Genomic DNA, 19,581 nt, shown 5'->3' with positions numbered 1-19,581 from the left:
TAAATAGCATTGAGGAGGGCAAAACATGGCTGAATTAGATCAAACATTAAAAATGTTAAAGGAATTAACCGATGCAAACGGAATTGCTGGGAATGAGCGTGCGCCAAGACTCGTGATGAAAAAATACATTGAGCCGTTAGCAGATGAAATCGAGTACGATAACCTAGGGAGTTTAATTGCTAAAAAAGTAGGCGATGAAAACGGTCCGAAAATTATGATTGCGGGGCACCTTGATGAAGTTGGATTTATCGTATCGCAAATTGATGACAAAGGTTTCATTAAGTTTCAAACAGTTGGTGGTTGGTGGAGTCATGTAATGCTTTCTCAACGCGTAACAATAACGACACATAAAGGTGAAGAAATCATCGGGGTCATCGGTTCAAAACCACCACATATCTTAACTGCTGAAGCACGTAAAAAAGTAATGGATATGAAAGAGTTGTTCATTGATATTGGTGCTACTTCAAAAGAAGAAGCAACAGAATGGGGAATTCGCCCAGGAGATATGATTACACCATATTTCGAGTTTAACGTTATGAAAAATGAAAAAATGCTTCTTGCAAAGGCATGGGATAACCGTATTGGTTGTGCCATTGCCATTGATGTATTCAAAGCATTAAAAGATACAAAACACCCTAACATTGTATATGGTGTCGGAAACGTTCAAGAAGAGGTAGGCCTTCGTGGAGCGAAAACATCCACATTTAAAATTAAGCCAGATATCGGATTTGCATTAGATGTTGGGGTTGCAGGTGATACGCCTGGCATTACACCAAAAGAATCCACTTCAAAGCTGGGGGAAGGTCCACAAATTATTATTTATGACGCATCGATGGTGGGGCATAAGGGGCTTCGCGATTTTGTTGTGGATATTGCCGAAGAACATAATATTCCATATCAATTTGACTCAACTCCGGGTGGCGGTACTGATGCAGGCTCGATTCACTTAGTCGCAAATGGAGTACCTGCAATGGCAGTCGGAATCGCAACACGTTACATTCATTCCCATGCATCCATCCTGCACAGAGATGATTATGAAAATACAGTGAAGCTTATTGTTGAGGTTATTAAAAAATTAGACCGAGACACAGTGAATAAAATTATTTTTGATTAGTTTTGATCAGAGGGAGAAAATAAATTTTTCTTCCTTTTTTTTGCGCGGTTTTACCCCTAGAGATTGTAGATGTAAAAAAGAGTGCATGGGCTTTTGTATTGTCAAAATGAGTCTACAGTGCATAAACTTGATAATGACATTTAAAGTAAAATTTATTTTTAATCTGAATTTCGAATATTTATAATAGTGACGTTTCATATTACTTGAATATTTCACATAATAATAGGCGAATGGAATGTATATTTAATTTATTAGAAAAAGTTTGAAAAATAATAAAAATACACTTGATTTAATAAATATACATATGTATAATGAAGTCAACATCAAACGAATAAGGGGCGCAAAAAAAATGAAATTGTTAGAAGAGGTTCAGTTAAAGTTAGTGTCGAGCTTAAAAGGCAAAGACCTATTGACGCTACTTGATTATACAAGTGAAGAAGTTCAAGACTTAATCAAATTATCAACACAATTAAAAACAATTACAAAAGCTGGAAGATGCCCAAGATTACTAGAAGGTAAAACACTTGGCATGATTTTCGAAAAGCACTCGACACGTACACGTATTTCATTTGAAGTTGGAATGAATCAACTTGGTGGTAAAGCGATGTTTATGCATTCCCGAGATATGCAAATTGGCCGTGGAGAACCGATTTCGGATACAGGTCACGTTTTATCAGGTTATTTAGATGCAATTATGATTCGTGCTAACTCTCATGAAATGGTGAAAGAATTAGCTGAACATGCTTCTATTCCTGTGATCAATGGTTTAACGGATCTTTATCATCCTTGCCAAGCTTTAGCAGATTTAGAGACAATCGCTGAAAACAAAGGGGAACTAAAAGGCTTAAAAATTGCATACGTTGGAGATGGAAATAACGTAGCGCATTCACTAGTAGTAGCAGCTGCGCATGTCGGGGCGGATATTGCCGTTGCAACACCAGTAGGATATGAGCCAAACGCAGAAATTATTGCAAAAGCACAAAAGATTGCAAAAGAAAATGGCAGCATTGTAACAGTAACACACGATCCAATTGCAGCTGTGAAAAATGCAGATGCTGTTTATGCAGACGTATGGACTAGTATGGGGCAAGAAGAAGAATCTGCAAAACGTTTAGTAGACTTCAAAGATTATCAAATCAATGATCAATTAGTAGCTCATGCAAAATCAGATTACATGTTCTTACATTGCTTACCAGCTCACCGTGAAGAAGAAGTGGCTACATCTGTTATTGATGGCCCGAATTCTTATATCTTTGAGCAAGCTGAAAATCGTTTACATGCACAGAAGGCAGTATTAGTTTCAATTTTAGCTTAAACCGTTTTAAAGGAGTAAATGGGTGCGGGTGGTGTCCTTTTACTTTAGAAATAAAATAATCATTTATGGGGGACTCGCTGTAAATGATTTACGCGATGTCAATTTCAAGATGGAAAGACACATCGCTACATAGAAAAAGCAACCTGGGAGACGCTAGGTTGCTTTTTTGCTTATTCAATAAGTTTAAGGTAATTTAGATGTGAAATCGGTTCACTTAACTTTCGATTGTTACCGCTTCATCATAAATATGTAGCAGTTTTTCTACTCTTTGATGAATGGTATCAATTGTTGTTTTTAAAGAAAGAGCTAATTCGTTAAATAATATATGTTGGATTGTGATCAATAATTTTCGATCGAATTCAGGAAATTTTTTTCCTTCGCTTTCAAGTTCATGTTTCTTGATCATCAATGTATTTATAATTTTTGCAATCTCTTTTCGATTTCCTTTTTTTACAATACTGTTATAAATTTGAATACGTTGGTGACTTTTATCAATCCATTCAATACCAGGTAATGTAAATAAAAATAATATTTCTTCAGCTTCTTCTTTATTCATTACTTCCAACATTGAAATCGATTTGTTATCAATCGGAGCATTAATTTGTAACTTCTCATTATCAAGCGGATGTAAGACATAGTACGTTTTTGTAACCCCTGAAAAGGTCTTTTCCGTAATATCATCAATACAACACAATCCATGAGATGAATAAATAATTTTATCGCCAATATTAAACATAAATTGCCTCCCATATTCAAATTGTCAACTTGGTTGACTATTATTAATTATATGTTAATTTCAGAAAATTGTCAACTTAGTTGACGATTTACACAGTTTTTTGTATACTGTTCTCGATTCTATAATTGAGGTGAAATCTTTGAATTCACAATATACGTATTTAGATTTGTTTGACTTAATAAGTGGACGACATGTGGCAATACGAAAAGCGCTTGAGGAAAAATGGAATGAACTAAGTGATGTTTCAATTTCCAATTCTGAGTGGTACATCATGACGAAATTATATGGGCATCAACCAACAACTGCAGCTCTTGCAAAAACGGTAAATATGTCAAGACAAGCAATACATAAATTTATTAAAAAGCTTGAAGCAAAAGGATTAGTAGAAGTAACGAATGGCAATAACAAACGGGATAAATGCATTCAATTAACTGATCTTGGTGAAAAATGTATTGAAAAATATATCAGTTTGAAAAAAGATCTGGAGAGAAAGATTTCCGATCAGGTTGGTCACGAACAACTGGTGAAAATTAAAGAAATATTAAATTTAGACTGGGGTTTATAAAGTGAAACTTCAATCCGTGGGGGTTTTCTTCATCCACCACGGATTGTTAGTTGAACCAATCGGGCGCATGCTAGCAGTTAATCTCCCACCTATCCTTATTGTTTTACTTAAGCTTTGAGGTGGGAGTCTTGTACCTGTCGCTAAAGCTTTCGGTACAGATAAATTACTGCCCGTTAATGCGGGATAAAATGAGAATGCTGGCAAAGGGGATTTAATTTGCCAGCTTTTTACGATTAATTCATATATGCTTTGGACAGTTTTTGCGTAAATGCTTCTTGTTCTTCAGTTGAAGATGATTTCCACCAAGCTTCTAAAAACACACCTAAACCTGGAAGTAAATGTTCATCTCCTCGTGAAATGGCATCTTGTACAGTATCTCGAAACTCACTGGCACTGTCGCCTTTTACGTTTGAAGCAATTGCATCTCTAATTTGAAAATTCATATATAATCTCCTCCTCATTGAGTAGTGTGTCTCAACACCTTCAAACTATACGTAGTAAATATTATTAATTGGTTGAATAAAAGGAGAGATGTCCAAAAAATTTGTTTGAATAAGACCTCATATGCTTGATGAAGGACAGAACTGCGGAAAGAACTAGTGAACTGTCTTTCATAAGCTCGATGAAGGACAAAACGAAGAAAAAACTCGACAAACTGTCCTTCATGCCCAAATCCTCAAATAGCAAATCCCTCAGCTAAACATTTCAGTAATAAAAAAATCTACCCTTCTTTTAAGGAAAGAGTAGATTGATAAGCCAATTTTTCAATGGAAGTAGACGTTATAAAGACCAGATTTATGCCAATGATAGCATTCGATTTAGTGATAAAATGGCTTCTTCGGTAACTTCAGGTGTTACTTTAATAATATTCCCTTCATCACCATTTTCAATTAATTCTAATGCCCATAAAAGGTGCGGTAGATCAATACGATTCATTGTTAGGCAAGGACACATATTTTCATTTAATGAAATAATATGTTTGTCAGGGTGCTCAGCAATGATCCGTTTCACTAGATTCATTTCTGTTCCGATTGCCCAAGCAGAACCACTAGGAGCAGCGTTGATTGTATCGACTATAAATTTTGTTGAACCATTCATGTCAGAAACTTCTACTACTTCTCGGCTACATTCCGGATGAACGATGATTGTCATATTTGGATATTTTTCACGTACTTCTTTTACGTTGGTCGTTGTAAAGCCTTCATGTACGGAGCAGTGTCCTTTCCATAGAACAACTTTAATATCCTCTACGTTTCCTTCATATTCGAGTTTGCCAATAATCGGATTCCAGATGGCCATTTGTTCAAGTGGAATACCTAATTCATAAGCAGTATTGCGTCCTAAATGTTGATCAGGTAGGAAGAATAACCGTTCCTTTTGTGTGAATGCCCATTCCACCATTTTCTTCGCATTAGACGATGTAACACATGCGCCACCATTACGCCCTGTAAATGCTTTAATGGCTGCAGTGGAGTTTACGTAAGTTAAAGGAATGAGTGTATCGCCAAATAGCTTTTGTAGCTCCACCCATGCTTCTTCCGTTTGATAAATATCCGCCATGTCGGCCATCGAGCAACCAGCACGCATGTCTGGTAAATACACGACTTGATCATCTGTCGTTAGCATATCTGCCGTTTCAGCCATAAAGTGTACACCGCAAAAAACAATATGTTCAGCTTTTTTATTGGCCGCTGCTACTTGTGCTAGTTGAAGGGAGTCCCCGATGCTATCTGCAAATTGGACAACTTCATCCTTTTGATAATGATGACAAGGAATAAATAACTTATCACCTAATTTTCCTTTAATTTCACGAATACGATTTTCCATTTCTGTACGCTCTAAATTGCGGTAGTGATCTGGTAACATTCCTTGAGGCTGTATAAAACTTGCAATTGTCATCTTACCATTTCTCCCTTCATTTCTACTAATGCACTAATATCTAACGCTTTTACAGAATGGGTTATAGCCCCTAAAGAAATCCATTGGACACCTGATTCTGCATATCCGCGTAAATTTTCTAACGTAATGCCACCTGATGCTTCTGTTGTCACATGGGCTGGCACAAGAGGTAACCATTCATGAATTTCATCTGGTGTACGATTATCGAACATGATGATATCTGCTCCAGCTTCGATTGCTTCTACAAGTTGGTCTTTTGTTTCGATTTCAACTTCGATCTTCACGGTATGGCCAATTTTTGACTTCGCTTTTTGTACTGCCTGTGTAATACTGCCGGCAAAGGAAATATGGTTATCCTTCAACATAATGCAATCATACAAACCGCTGCGATGATTAAAGGCACCACCAGATCGAACCGCATATTTATCTAGCATTCTTAAACCTGGGATTGTTTTACGAGTATCACAGATTTTTGCCTTTGTCCCTACTGTTAAAGCGACTGCTTGCGAGGCATTTGTTGCAATCCCACTCATGCGTTGGACTAAATTTAATACAACACGTTCACCCGTTAATAAACTACGTAAATTTCCTTCGATTGTAGCAATTTTCTCGCCTTTTGCTAGTTTCTCGCCATCTTGTTTGAAAATCGTCGTTTTTAACGTAGAGTCAATGATTGAAAAACCAGTTTCAATGATTTCTACGCCACAGAAAACCCCATCTTCTTTCGCATAAAAAGTGAACAAGCCTTGCTCAGTTGGAGAAAATAACAATTCGCTGGATAGATCGCCATCCCCAATGTCTTCGTTAAAAAACTGCTGTAACATAGTTTGTAATTTGATTTTGTTCATATAATCCTTCCCTCACATTCATTTTTCCGTTTTCAAACACAACCCACTTATTTTGCCATTCGTTGGATTTCTCCGGGTAGTCTTTTCGAATATGAGCACCTCGAGATTCTTGTCTAGTAAGGGCGGCATTGGCAATTAATAAAGCTGTAATGTGCATAAAATAAAGTTCAATTTCCGCACGAGTTAGTTGGCTAAAGTTGATTGATTGTAATTGTTCAAAAGTTGGTAAAGCTTTTATTAAAGTATTTAATCCTTCATCGTCTCTTAAAATACCGGCATGTGCTAGCATTTCTTTTTGTAGAGTAGAAGGGGAAAGTAGCCCATAATTTTTTGGCTTTTTATGGTTATAGACGATCTGATCGTTTTTTTGTTTTGTTCCATTTTTCAAAAGGTTTTCAGCCATTAATTTGCCAAACGTAATTCCTTCTAATAAAGAATTGCTCGCTAATCGATTTGCTCCGTGTACGCCTGTGCAAGCAACTTCTCCTACTGCCAATAATCGTGGAATGCTCGTGCGTCCGTAAGCATCCGCTACGATCCCACCCATTAAAAAGTGACTTCCTGGTGCGATTGGAATACGTCCTTCAGATAGGTTGATACCATGTTTTTCGCATAATGTTGTAATGGTCGGGAACTTCTTGTTGAATTCGCTAATGTTTGAAATATCCAGGTAAACTTCATTGCCTTTTGCACGCTCTTTATACATTTCGTAGGCTGTAATATGTCTTGGTGCTAAATCTCCAAGGGGATGAATGCCTTCCATTAATTTGCGACCATTGGCATCTGTAAAATATCCACCAGCTCCGCGCACCGCTTCTGATACAAGGCCTCTCGCTTTTCCATTAATGTAAAGTAAACTTGGATGGAATTGAACAAATTCCATATCGGCTAATTTTGCACCGGCTAAAAACGCTAATGCAATGCCATCACCATAACTATCCGGACAGTTTGATGTAGAAGCATATAGCGCTCCAGCACCACCAGTAGCTAAAATGACATAGGAAGCAAAATACGTATTGATGTCTGTATCCGTCATTGTTTTTACTCCAATGCATTCCCCTAAAGAATTTAAAAGAAGTTCATAGGCAAGCTCGTGTTGGTGGATGACAACTTTTTTGGGTAGTTGCTCAATCAAATAGTCGATCAAAGCTTTCCCGGTTGCATCTCCCCCTGAGTGGATAATTCGTGGATACCGGTGTGCACCCTCTAAACCTAGAGAAATTTCACCGTTTTCATTTCGGTCCACCTGAAAGTGATCCTGAATGAGATGAGCAATGGCTTCTTTTCCTTGCTCCACTAATGAATTGACATTGTCAACGGCATGATGATGTTCACCTGCATCCAACGTGTCTTGAATGTGTAGCGAGGTATTGTCATGTTCACTTGTTACCGCTGCAATCCCACCCTGTGCTTTATAAGAGCTACCATGTGTAATGTCTGCTTTTGTAACAATATGAACAGCAAAGGATGGTGCCAATATTCGAGCTGCTTGTAAGGCTGCAACACCACTTCCGATAATGACGACATCAGTTTCGATTTTCATAAAGTTCCCTTCTTTACAGTTGTCTTGACACCTATATTTACATAAAATGAAATAGAAAACAAGTACTGATTTTACTACTAAATGATAAGAAATCATTGTGGAATATAGAGGTTTGGCTTTATAAAAATTCAGATGAAATGAAAGGAATTCGACATATGATTTATTTAGATTATGCAGCAACAACACCAATGACAGATGCCGCCATTGATGCTTATAGCAGTGCTGCAAAAGAATTGTTTGGCAATACATCGAGTTTGCATGATGCAGGCGGGAAGGCGCATCTTTTACTCGAACATGCAAGAAGCGTTATTGCGAGCAAAATGGGAGTAAATCGGGACGGTATTTACTTTACAGGTAGCGGTACGGAAGGAAATATCATTGCGATTTTGTCATTAGCACGAGCGGGAAAGGGTAAGCATATCATCACGTCAGCAGCAGAACATACAAGTGTACATGCAGCGATGAATACGTTAGAGCGAGAAGGATTTGAAATAACAAAGCTTTCATTTACTGAAAATGGCTTAATAGATTTAGAGGGATTAACAGAAGCGATTCGAGAAGATACAGTCCTCATTTCCATTCAACATGTCAATTCAGAAATTGGATCCATCCAACCAGTAGAGCAAATAGCGAACATCGCAAAGCTTCACGGGATTCCGTATCATGTTGATTGTGTTCAGTCTTTTTGTAAATTGCCGATTGATGCTTTTTCGAACAATGTAGATGCGATTACGATATCAGCACATAAAGTAGGTGGTCCAAAAGGGTGTGGAGCCATTTACCTCAACCCGCGCAAAAGAATTGTTCCAGTCTTTCCAGGGGTAACCCATGAAAAAGGGATACGTGGGGGGACAGTGGATACGCCAGCGATTATTGCCATGACTGTTGCAGTTGAGCAGTATGAATACAATTTAGAGAAATACTGGTCATTACGAAACAATCTAAAGGCGAGTATTAAAAGTCCAGCCATTGAGTTCATCGAAGCACCAAGTGAAAGCCAACTACCGAGCATTTGTGGTTTATGTATGAAGGGTGTGGAAGGCCAATTTGTGATGCTCAGTTTAAATGAAGAGAATATTTGTATTTCAACAGGCAGTGCATGCGATATCAATAGCGCGTCTGGCACGAAAGCGATTATGGCAATGGGGTATGATTTGACAAAAGCTCGTCAATTTTTCCGAATTTCTTTTGGGGTTGATACAACGAAAGAACAGATTGGAAAATTGGGTGCACATCTTACGAAAATTGCCATAGATTAAAGCATTCATCAATAAATTTTTACACTGTTCCACTTTTCATGTAGAATTGGCAATAGAAATGAATGAAAAGGGCGGTACAAAGCAACATGAAACGAATTGAATCAATACAAAATGCATTAGTGAAACATTGGAAAAAACTCGTAACAACAAGAAAAGAGCGTGAAAAAACAGGAGAATTTCTTGTTGAAGGCTTCCATTTAGTAGAAGAAGCGTTAAAAAATAAAGAGCAAATCATACAAATCATTGTCCGTGAAGGGGTCGATTTACCTTTATTATGGGCTATCGATAATGTCGAAATGGTCGAAGTGACAGCGGCGATTGCAAAAGAAATTGCAGAAACTGAAAACTCACAAGGCGTATTTGCTCATTGTAAACAACTTGAAGTACCAAGAGATGAGCAATACAATTGGCGCAAGCTATTACTTGTGGATGCGGTTCAAGATCCAGGAAACATCGGAACAATGATTCGTACAGCAGATGCAGCAGGAATTGATGCAGTAGTCCTTGGGAAAGGATGTGCCGATGCATATAATCCGAAAACATTGCGTTCAGCACAAGGCTCTCACTTTCACATTCCAATCGTACGCGGTGAGTTAATGGAATGGATTGAAGACTTAAAAGAAGATGGCGTGAAAGTATATGGCACAGCCCTTGAGGAAGCAGTGGTCTATACAGAAATCGAGCATTCAGATAAATTCGCTCTAATTGTTGGAAATGAAGGCAGTGGGATTCATCCACAACTTCTCAATAAAACCGATCAAAATGTGATTATTCCGATATTCGGGCAAGCAGAATCTTTAAATGTGGCAGTTGCTACAGGAATCCTGTTATATCAATTAGTGCGTTAAATTCGCTCATAACTTGAAACATTAGTCGATTTGACGTAAAATAATGGAGGATTTAGAAATCTATAAAATGAAATGCGTTGAGCGGGAAGAGTAAATATAACAGCGACTTTTTAGGGAGCATAAGCCTTAGACTGCAAGCTTATGTACTGTTCGCAAATATTGAAGTTCACCCCGCAAGCAGCTTCCGGGATCTAAGTAGTGAAAGGAATGCCGGCTAAATTAGTCGTTATGTTAATGAAGTGATTGCTTTTTTGCAATAACTAGGGTGGTACCGCGAAATTAGTCCTCGTCCCTTTTTTAGGGGCGGGGTTTTTTGTATGCATTGGGAGTTGTGTGAAATTCGCACATAAAGTTGTCAGAAACGCACATAACGAGGCGAAAACCGCACATAAAGGGAACTAATTCGCACATAAACATCAAAAAATCGCACATAAAACCCAACAAAAACCCAAACAATGCAAAATAGTTGAAGGAGGAATAAACGTGGAACAACAATTAAAGCAATTAGAACAAGAAGCGTTAGCGAAACTTGCTGCAGCTTCCAATTTAAAAGAATTAAATGACGTTCGTGTTGCCTATTTAGGGAAAAAAGGGCCAATTACAGATTTATTAAAAGGCATGGGGAAATTATCTCCAGAAGAGCGTCCGAAAATGGGGGCCCTTGTAAACACAGTTCGCGAAAACGTAACGGCTCAATTAGAAGCGCGTACAGCAGAGCTTGAACAACAAGCAATCCAAGAGCAATTAGAAAAAGAATCCATTGATGTAACTTTACCAGGACGTAAAATTCGTACAGGAAATCGTCACCCATTAACGCGAGTAGTTGAGGAAATTGAAGATTTATTTTTATCGATGGGTTATGAAATCGCAGAAGGTCCTGAAGTTGAAAAGGATTACTACAACTTCGAAGCATTAAACTTGCCAAAAGGTCACCCAGCTCGTGATATGCAAGATACGTTCTACATTACAGAAGAAACACTTCTTCGTACACACACTTCACCAGTACAAGCGCGTACTATGGAAGCGAAAAAAGGTGAACCAATTCGTATCATTTGCCCAGGGAAAGTATTCCGTCGTGATAATGATGATGCAACTCACTCACACCAATTTATGCAAATTGAAGGATTAGTTATTGGCGAAAACATTCGCATGAGTGATCTAAAAGGAACTCTTGATGCATTAGCAAAAAGAATGTTTGGCGAAGAGCGTGAAATCCGTTTACGCCCAAGTTTCTTCCCATTCACAGAGCCATCCGTTGAAGTAGACGTTTCTTGTCACAAATGTGGTGGATCTGGCTGTAACGTATGTAAACAAACAGGTTGGATTGAAATTTTAGGTGCGGGTATGGTCCATCCAAACGTACTTGAAATGGCTGGCTATGATTCGAAAAAATTATCAGGTTTCGCATTTGGAATCGGTGCAGAACGTATCGCAATGCTGAAATATGGAGTGGATGATATTCGTCATTTCTATACAAATGATACTCGTTTCTTATCTCAATTCCACAGAACAGAAGAGTAGGGGGTCACAAATATGTTAGTATCATTAAATTGGTTAAAACAATATGTAGATATTGATGGTTTAACACATGAAGAATTAGCAGAAAAAATTACCCGTTCAGGGATTGAAGTAGATGCAGTAATCGACCGCGCACAAGGTATGACAAATGTCGTAGTGGGTTATGTCGTATCAAAAGAAAAACATCCAGATGCAGATAAATTAAATGTGTGTCAGGTAGAAGTAGGCGAAGGGGATGTACGCCAAATTATTTGTGGTGCGCCTAACGTGGATGCTGGTCAAAAAGTAATCGTTGCTTTACCAGGAGCTCGTCTTCCAGGTGGCATTAAAATTAAAAAAGCCAAAATGCGTGGCCAAGAATCGAACGGGATGATTTGTTCGCTTCAAGAGTTAGGTATAGAAGGTAGAGTCGTTCCAAAAGCATATGCAGACGGAATTTATGTATTACCTGAAGATGCTGTTCCAGGAAGTGACGCATTAGAGCTTGTTGGTTTACGTGATACAGTATTAGAACTAGGCTTAACACCAAACCGCTCAGACGCCCTTTCCATGTTAGGGGTAGCTTATGAAGTTGGGGCAATTCTTTCACGTGATGTGAAGTTACCAGAGATAAACTATGAAACATCTTATGAAAAAGCAGCAGATTATTTAAACTTGCGTGTAGAAGCGAAAGAAAATCCATTATATGCAGCAAAAGTTGTGAAAAACGTAAAAATCGCACAATCACCACTTTGGCTACAACATTATTTAATGGCAGCTGGTGTTCGTCCACACAACAATGTAGTCGATATTACAAACTATATTTTAATGGAGTACGGTCAACCGCTTCATGCATTTGATTATGATTCATTAAAAACAAAAGAAATCGTTGTTCGTTTAGCCAATGAAGGCGAAAACATCGTGACATTAGACGATCAAGAACGCACTTTAAAAGCTCATAACTTAGTTATCACAAATGGGGTAGAACCAGTTGCAGTTGCGGGTGTCATGGGTGGTGCAAACTCAGAAGTAACAGAAAGCACAACAACAGTAGTTATTGAATCAGCTTACTTTGAAGGGTTATCCGTTCGTCGTACATCAAAAGAATTAGGATTACGTTCGGATTCATCTGCTCGTTTTGAAAAAGGGGTAGATCCAAATCGTGTTCTTGTCGCAGCTGAACGCGCGGCACAATTATTAGCTGAGCTTGCAGGTGGCGAAGTATTAGATGGTACGGTGCTTGTAGATGATTTAGATAAAACACCTGCTCGCGTAGTCGTTTCACCGGACTTCATTAATGCACGTCTTGGAATGAAAATTTCCCTAGAAGATATGCTTTCCATTTTAAATCGTTTAAAATTCGATGTAGAAGCTGCCAATGGATTACTAATTATCGATGCGCCAACACGTCGTCAAGATATTAAAATTGAAGAAGATATCGTAGAAGAAATTGCACGTCTTTATGGATACGACGAAATTCCAATGACGTTACCAGAAGGAAATGATCAAGTAGGTGGCTTAACACCTTACCAAGCAAAACGTCGAGTGGCACGCAATTTCCTAGAAGGTGCAGGACTTTACCAAGCTGTAACTTACTCATTAACTTCTGCTGAATTATCTCAAAAATATGCGTTAAAAGCAGAAGAAACAACAAAATTATTAATGCCAATGAGTGAAGAACGCTCAACATTACGTCAAAGCTTACTTCCACATTTAATCGAATCAGCAAGTTACAATGTAGCGCGTAATGCTGAAACAGTGGCATTATATGAAATTGGTTCTGTATTCTTAGGAAAAACAGCAGAAGACCTTCCTTACGAAGAAGAACACGTGGCTGTCGTTGTAACTGGTAAATGGGTAGACAATGCATGGCAAGGTGAAAAAGTAACTGCCGATTTCTTTATTGTAAAAGGCATTGTAGAAGGGTTATTCGAAAAATTAGGCTTAACAAACCGCGTATCCTATGAAAAAGCGGCAGTTGATGGTTTACATCCTGGCCAAACTGCATTTGTGTACTTAGATGGTGAGAAAATTGGGCTTATCGGTGGCTTACATCCAGCAGAACGTAAAAATCTTGATTTAAAAGAGACATTCGTTGCAGAATTAAACTTAAATGCCATTTTAACTGCATCGGTTGAAGCCCTTGTTTATAGTCCAGTACCACGTTTCCCAGCAATGACTCGTGATATTGCACTTGAGCTTGATCGAGTAAAACCAGCTGGCGAGATTGTTGAACTTATTCGTCAGTCGGGCACAAAACTGTTGAAGGATGTAAAAGTATTCGACGTTTATGAAGGGGAGAAAATGGCACCAGGTAAAAAATCCGTTGCCTTCTCACTAACATACTTCGATCCAGAGCGCACTCTAACAGATGAAGAAGTAGTCAATGCCCATGAAAAAGTATTAAAAGCTTTAACTGAAGCAGGCGCAGAAGTTCGTTAATAGATTTAAAATCCACGTTCATCATTGGACGTGGATTTTTTTTTGTTTAGGAAATTATAAAATTCCGCCCTGTGGATAACTTTTCCTAGTAAAATAGTATCGAAGGGAGCTGTTGGATATGCAATTTAATCATCGAGGTATTATTAGACGAATACTAAAAGATCATTTTGATGGGTTTTGGAAACTCCACCATAATCTTTTTCCAGCAGCTTACCAGAAAGATATTGAAGAAATCGTGTTAAAGGCGATGCGATGTGGGTCACCTGATTTAGGACATATTCGTTATGAATGTCTAGGGTGTCCAGGTGAGACGAAGCCAGTATTCATCTACTTCTCATGTAAAAGTCGATTCTGTAATAAGTGTGGGAAGAAATATACAGACGAGTGGTCAGAGAAACAACAGGAGCTTGTTTTTAATGTCCCTCATCGCCATATGGTTTTTACGATTCCTGAAGAACTTCGTCAAGTCTTTTTCCAAGACCGAAAAAAACTGAACGAACTAAGTCAGTTAGTTGCCGAAGTTTTTGAGTATTACTTTCAAAGACGTAATAAGAAACTTCAATTAACACCTGGAATTATTACAGTTATCCATACATTTGGACGAGATTTAAAGTTTAATCCCCATATTCATGTGTTGATAACGGAAGGGGCAATGGATTGTCATCGTGAATGGCGTCCATTAGAATACATATCTTATGAATATTTACGCAAATCATGGCAGAAGATTGTCATGGATTCAATGAAGAAATGGTTTCCAGATAACCTAAAAGTAAAGGCACTAATTGATGATTTATATAGACGCTATCCAAAAGGGTTTTATGTAAATGCAGAGAAAAAAATGAAAAATGCGAAAGGAGCGGCGAAATATATTGGTCGCTATTTGGCACGCCCAGCTATAGCCGAGTATCGTATTCTAGGTTATGATCGTGAACATGTGACATTTTGGTATGAAGATCATCAAACAGGAAAAAGAATTGTGAAAAAACAATCGATTTATCGTTTTCTCTATAATCTAATCCAACACATCCCGCCCAAGCATTTTCGTATGGTTGGACGTTTTGGGTTATACAGTAGAAGAAGTTATGAAAAAGCTAGTCAGGCAATGAATCTCTATGAGTTTGTTCGAACAAAACAACTCTCATTATGTCTTCAAAAAATGCCAAAAAGAAAAAAATCCTATCGAGAACGAATGATAGAAGCGTTTGAAAAAGATCCATTTTGGTGTTCCCATTGCCATCGGAAGATGGATTTAGTAGAAGTATGGCATGCCGATCACGGACTCCTGTATCATTATATGCAAGACGCAAAGTCCATCTATAAAACGTAAGGAGAAGATGAAATGTCAAAGAAAAAAAGTGAAGAACTGCAAGAAGACCCACTAGCTTGGTTAGAAAGTGATGATCCATTTGGATTAAATGAACCAATCGAGCTGGTGCCTTTTGTGTGCACGGAATGTAAACAAATTGATGAAGTACCGGCATATATTATCGGAGAATTTATGGTAGATAAAAGACCTGGAGAGCCAGTGATATTAGAGTGCCCGTATTGTAACGGTGAAATGTTTGAAGCGAAAAAGGACCCAAGCGAATAATTATGCTTGGGTCGTACATAAAGACGCGTTAGCGTTTTTGTTCTGCCTTTTTTTGCAAATCATTTTGGAAAGGAAGAATTGAATGACAACGTGTTTTATAAGAAAAGTATTAAAAAGTGAGGCTACAGATAGTGGATAGTAAATTTATGTAAAGAGGGAGCATCTATATGTTTGATGTGTTATTTAAATTAAAGTGGTTTTTTAAACAATACTGGAAACGATATACCATTGCAGTAGTGTTATTAATGATTGCGAATGTTGTGGAAGTTATACCGCCTTGGATTCTTGGTGAAGCAATTGATGACATCACGATGGGGACAATGACAACGCAATCTCTTAGCTACTATATGTTTTTGTTTGTTGTTATTATTATTGCTGGCTATTTCATGAATTTTATGTGGCAATATCAATTGTTTGGAGGGGCATTGACGTTAGAACGTGTTTTTCGGAAAAAATTAATGCACCAATTTTTAAAAATGACCCCTACCTTTTATGAAAAAAATCGAACGGGTGATTTAATGGCTAGAGCCACAAATGATTTAAATGCAGTGTCTTTAACTGCTGGCTTTGGCATCATGACATTAATGGATTCCACGGTTTATATGGGCGCGATCATTTTAGCGATGGGTTTTTTAATTTCGTGGAAGCTAACGTTCTTTTCCATGTTACCGATTCCAGTCATGGCAATATTGATGCAATACTTTGGAAAAATAGTCCATGAACGCTATATGAAAGCCCAAGAATCTTTCGGGCAGTTAAATGATAATGTGTTGGAATCCGTTGCTGGGGTTCGCGTTATTCGGGCTTATGTACAGGAAAAGAAAGATGAAAAACGCTTTCGTGATATGAGTGAAGAAGTATATGAAAAAAATATTCAAGTGGCAAAAATTACGGCAATCTTTGGTCCGCTTACGAAGGTAGGGACTGGGGTTAGTTATGTTGTTGCGCTTGGTTACGGATCTTATCTTGTTTCAAATGGTGATATGACGGTTGGGCAATTAGTATCCTTTACGGTTTACTTAGGTTTAGCGGTTTGGCCGATGATGGCGATTGGAGAGCTCATTAATGTCATGCAGCAAGGAAATGCGTCACTAGACCGCGTTCAAGAAACGTTAGATTATGAACCGGATGTGAAAGAACCAGCTAGTAATGAGTTAATTTCTAATCCGTCTACGATTGGATTCAACAATTTTACATTCCAATATCCATTATCAAAAGTGAAAAATCTCCAAAACATAACGCTTCACCTTGAAAAAGGAGAAACTTTAGGGATTGTAGGGAAGACGGGCTCAGGGAAAACAACCTTTGTAAAACAATTATTAAGGGAATATCCAATGGGTGAAGGGCGATTTACAATAGGCAACATTGATATTGGCAAACTATCAAAAGACCAAATTTTACAGTGGATTGGTTATGTACCTCAAGAGCATGTGCTATTTTCTAGAACTGTACGGGAAAATATTTTATTTGGAAAAGAGGATGCAACAGAGGAAGAATTGAACGATGCAGTTCGACTTGCCTATTTTGAAAAGGATTTGAAGAACTTGCCATTCGGATTAGAGACACTTGTTGGTGAAAAAGGGGTATCGCTTTCTGGTGGTCAAAAACAACGCGTTTCGATTGCACGGGCATTAATTAAAAATCCTGAAATTTTACTATTGGATGACTCTTTATCAGCTGTTGATGCGAAGACCGAGGCAAAGATAATCGAAAATATTAGTAGTGTACGTAAGGGAAAAACAACCATCATTACAACTCACCGTCTATCTGCTATTCAACATGCAGATCAAATCATTGTATTAGATGATGGCATCATTGTGGAACAAGGAACGCATGCACAACTTTTAGAAGCAGGTGGATGGTACAAGGAACAATATGACCGTCAACAGCTAGAGGAGGTGTCTGGGGAATGAATACGAGTAAACGCCTTTATCAATATGCCATGCTTTTTAAAAAACCAATCTTTATTGGATTACTATTACTAACAGTAGCCGTAATTACCGACTTGGCAGGGCCTTTTATAGCAAAATATATCATTGACCATTATATGACACCTGGAGCAATCGAGTTTAAACCAATTGTCAATTTATTAATTCTCTTTTTAGGGCTTGCCATCCTAACCGCTATATTGCGTTACTTTATGTATATCTATTTACAAATCGGGGCAAATCGTATTATTCAAAAATTACGCCAAGATGTTTTTGCTCATCTTCAAACATTACCGATTCAATACTTTGATAATTTACCGGCTGGAAAAATTGTTGCTCGCGTTACAAATGATACAGAAGCCATTCACAATTTATATGTGCAAGTGTTGTCACAATTTGCAACAAGTTTTATTTCCATTTTTGGTGTATATGTGGCTCTATTCTTGTTAAATGTGAAAATGGCGCTTGTCTCATTAATCGTCATTCCAATCGTTTATATTTGGATGATCGGTTACCGCAAATATGCCGCGCGTTATAACAATGTGGTACGAACAAAAATAGCAGATATCAATGCGATGATTAACGAATCCATCCAAGGCATAACGATTATTCAAGCATTTAAACGAGAAGGGCAAATGAAACATGAATTTGCCGACATGAATAATGAACATTACGAGTATCAACGAAAACTATTATTTTTAGATTCAGCTACTTCCTATAACCTAGTAGGAATATTACGATTAATCATTTTTGCCCTTTTTATTTACTATTTTGGTACACAATCGATGACATCAACAGAGCTCATCACAGCTGGAACATTATATGCTTTTGTTGATTATATTACGAGATTATTTAACCCTCTAGTGAACATTGTCAATCAGTTTGCACAACTAGAACGATCTCTCGTTGCGGGTACACGGGTATTTGAGTTACTAGATCAGCCAGGTGAAACGGTCAGTGAAAGTACGATTGCAAGGTATGAGGGAAATGTAATCTTTGAAAATGTGTCTTTTGCATACAATGGGCAGGATTATGTTCTCAAAGATATTAATTTTTCTGCGAAGAAAGGGGAGACGATTGCCTTAGTTGGGCATACGGGTTCTGGAAAAAGTTCGATTATGAATCTTTTGTTTCGTTTTTATAACCCACAAAAAGGGCGTATTCTAATTGACGGACAAAATATTTTATCCATTCCGAATCAAGCCTTTCGAGAACATATGGGGATTGTTTTGCAAGATCCATATTTATTTACGGGTACGATCGAAACAAATGTCAGTTTACAAGATCCGCGCATTACACGAGAAATGGTGGAACAGGCTCTTACAGCAGTTGGTGGAGACCGCGTATTGAAAAATTTAGAAAAAGGACTGGACGAACCGGTGATTGAGAAGGGAAGTACTTTATCATCAGGGCAACGTCAGTTAATTTCTTTTGCGCGGGCGTTAGCATTTGACCCAGCCATCCTCGTACTTGATGAAGCAACGTCCAATATAGATAGCGAAACAGAGGAAATTATCCAGCATGCCATGGATGTTTTAAAGGAAGGACGCACTACATTCATCATTGCCCATCGTCTATCTACTATTAAAAATGCAGATCAAATTTTAGTGTTACACCGTGGCGAAATTGTCGAGCAAGGAACCCATGAACAATTAATTTCATTGGGTGGCAGATATGAAATGATGTACCGTCTACAATCAGGAGTATAGCTTACTAGGCACCCAAACAATTATGAGTTTTCTAAATTGTACGGGTGCCTGGCACTTAATCGTACACATGGAATAGCATTAATTCATGGATCATCTTTTCGATCGTTTCAAGTTCTTGATCTGCAGGCTTTGTTCCTACCCAATGAATCGTACCATTTTTTTTATATTCCGCATGATAGCGTTGTTGTTTGTAAAAAAATGAAAGTGACCATCCAGGTAGTTGGCTGTTTTCATACAATGGCTTGAATTGAAAGTGTTGTAACATAAATTTTCCCCCCTTGAAACTT

17 protein-coding genes and 1 other annotated feature are annotated in these 19,581 nt (G+C 38.0%); of the genes, 11 read left to right on the top strand and 6 right to left on the bottom strand.

All coding sequences use genetic code 11. The features are described 5' to 3' along the window. Nucleotides 1-25 precede the first annotated feature (25 nt). The gene (locus EK386_RS01805) at nt 26-1,114 is read left to right on the top strand and encodes a M42 family metallopeptidase (protein WP_126657310.1); all 1,089 of its coding nucleotides are present in this window, start codon (nt 26-28) and stop codon (nt 1,112-1,114) included. A gap of 349 nt (nt 1,115-1,463) precedes the next feature. After that, on the top strand, nt 1,464-2,429 hold the full coding sequence (gene argF / locus EK386_RS01800) for an ornithine carbamoyltransferase (RefSeq protein WP_126657309.1): 966 nt from the start codon (nt 1,464-1,466) through the stop codon (nt 2,427-2,429). A gap of 214 nt (nt 2,430-2,643) precedes the next feature. Here argF and EK386_RS01795 read toward each other — a convergent pair whose 3' ends face one another. Further along, on the bottom strand, nt 2,644-3,165 hold the full coding sequence (locus EK386_RS01795) for a CarD family transcriptional regulator (RefSeq protein WP_126657308.1): 522 nt from the start codon (nt 3,163-3,165) through the stop codon (nt 2,644-2,646). Between the two features lie 130 nt (nt 3,166-3,295). Here EK386_RS01795 and EK386_RS01790 point away from each other — a divergent pair, with 130 nt between their 5' ends. Then, entirely contained in the window at nt 3,296-3,730 is a 435-nt protein-coding gene (locus tag EK386_RS01790; protein WP_342774234.1) for a MarR family winged helix-turn-helix transcriptional regulator, read from the top strand. A gap of 233 nt (nt 3,731-3,963) precedes the next feature. On the opposite strand, the gene sspI is transcribed toward EK386_RS01790, so the two are convergent. The 4 genes from sspI to nadB all read right to left on the bottom strand — a co-directional run bounded on the left by sspI (nt 3,964) and on the right by nadB (nt 8,020). After that, nucleotides 3,964-4,173: a small acid-soluble spore protein SspI gene (gene sspI / locus EK386_RS01780; protein ID WP_126657305.1), complete on the bottom strand. Its 210-nt coding sequence runs from the start codon at nt 4,171-4,173 to the stop codon at nt 3,964-3,966. A 352-nt stretch (nt 4,174-4,525) separates the two neighbouring features. Then, a complete protein-coding gene (gene nadA / locus EK386_RS01775; RefSeq protein WP_126657304.1) occupies nt 4,526-5,629 on the bottom strand; it encodes a quinolinate synthase NadA in 1,104 nt (367 codons plus the stop codon). Further along, nucleotides 5,626-6,477: a carboxylating nicotinate-nucleotide diphosphorylase gene (gene nadC / locus EK386_RS01770; RefSeq protein ID WP_126657303.1), complete on the bottom strand. Its 852-nt coding sequence runs from the start codon at nt 6,475-6,477 to the stop codon at nt 5,626-5,628. Before nadC ends, nadA begins: the two co-directional genes overlap by 4 nt. Continuing rightward, nucleotides 6,434-8,020, bottom strand: a complete 1,587-nt coding sequence (gene nadB / locus EK386_RS01765; protein ID WP_126657302.1) for an L-aspartate oxidase — start codon at nt 8,018-8,020, stop codon at nt 6,434-6,436. The genes nadC and nadB overlap by 44 nt, the downstream gene beginning before the upstream one ends. A 155-nt stretch (nt 8,021-8,175) precedes the next feature. On the opposite strand from nadB, the gene EK386_RS01760 reads away from it, so the two are divergent. The 8 genes from EK386_RS01760 (at nt 8,176) to EK386_RS01725 (ending at nt 19,294) form a co-directional block, all read left to right on the top strand. Further along, the gene (locus EK386_RS01760) at nt 8,176-9,279 is read left to right on the top strand and encodes a cysteine desulfurase family protein (RefSeq protein ID WP_126657301.1); all 1,104 of its coding nucleotides are present in this window, start codon (nt 8,176-8,178) and stop codon (nt 9,277-9,279) included. An 86-nt stretch (nt 9,280-9,365) separates the two neighbouring features. Then, on the top strand, nt 9,366-10,127 hold the full coding sequence (locus EK386_RS01755) for a TrmH family RNA methyltransferase (protein ID WP_126657300.1): 762 nt from the start codon (nt 9,366-9,368) through the stop codon (nt 10,125-10,127). 68 nt (nt 10,128-10,195) lie between these two features. Further along, nucleotides 10,196-10,424, top strand: a binding site (T-box leader). 186 nt (nt 10,425-10,610) lie between these two features. After that, a complete protein-coding gene (gene pheS / locus EK386_RS01750) occupies nt 10,611-11,648 on the top strand; it encodes a phenylalanine--tRNA ligase subunit alpha (RefSeq protein ID WP_126657299.1) in 1,038 nt (345 codons plus the stop codon). A 12-nt stretch (nt 11,649-11,660) separates the two neighbouring features. Beyond that, nucleotides 11,661-14,066 (top strand): phenylalanine--tRNA ligase subunit beta, encoded by a 2,406-nt coding sequence (pheT, locus tag EK386_RS01745; RefSeq protein WP_126657298.1) that lies wholly within the window; start codon nt 11,661-11,663, stop codon nt 14,064-14,066. Between the two features lie 118 nt (nt 14,067-14,184). Continuing rightward, a complete protein-coding gene (locus tag EK386_RS01740; protein ID WP_126657297.1) occupies nt 14,185-15,393 on the top strand; it encodes an IS91 family transposase in 1,209 nt (402 codons plus the stop codon). 12 nt (nt 15,394-15,405) lie between these two features. Next, nucleotides 15,406-15,657: a hypothetical protein gene (locus tag EK386_RS01735; RefSeq protein ID WP_126657296.1), complete on the top strand. Its 252-nt coding sequence runs from the start codon at nt 15,406-15,408 to the stop codon at nt 15,655-15,657. Between the two features lie 167 nt (nt 15,658-15,824). Next, complete coding sequence (locus EK386_RS01730) at nt 15,825-17,570, top strand: ABC transporter ATP-binding protein (protein ID WP_126657295.1); 1,746 nt, start codon at nt 15,825-15,827, stop codon at nt 17,568-17,570. Next, nucleotides 17,567-19,294, top strand: coding sequence for an ABC transporter ATP-binding protein (locus EK386_RS01725; protein WP_126657294.1), 1,728 nt, complete (start codon nt 17,567-17,569; stop codon nt 19,292-19,294). The genes EK386_RS01730 and EK386_RS01725 overlap by 4 nt, the downstream gene beginning before the upstream one ends. Nucleotides 19,295-19,349: 55 nt before the next feature. Here EK386_RS01725 and EK386_RS01720 read toward each other — a convergent pair whose 3' ends face one another. Next, on the bottom strand, nt 19,350-19,559 hold the full coding sequence (locus EK386_RS01720; RefSeq protein ID WP_126657293.1) for a YheE family protein: 210 nt from the start codon (nt 19,557-19,559) through the stop codon (nt 19,350-19,352). Between the last annotated feature and the right edge of the window lie 22 nt (nt 19,560-19,581).

It is taken from the genome of Lysinibacillus antri, assembly GCF_003977595.1.
Classification (GTDB): domain Bacteria; phylum Bacillota; class Bacilli; order Bacillales_A; family Planococcaceae; genus Ureibacillus; species Ureibacillus antri.
This window is presented reverse-complemented; position numbering and strand designations above follow the sequence as displayed.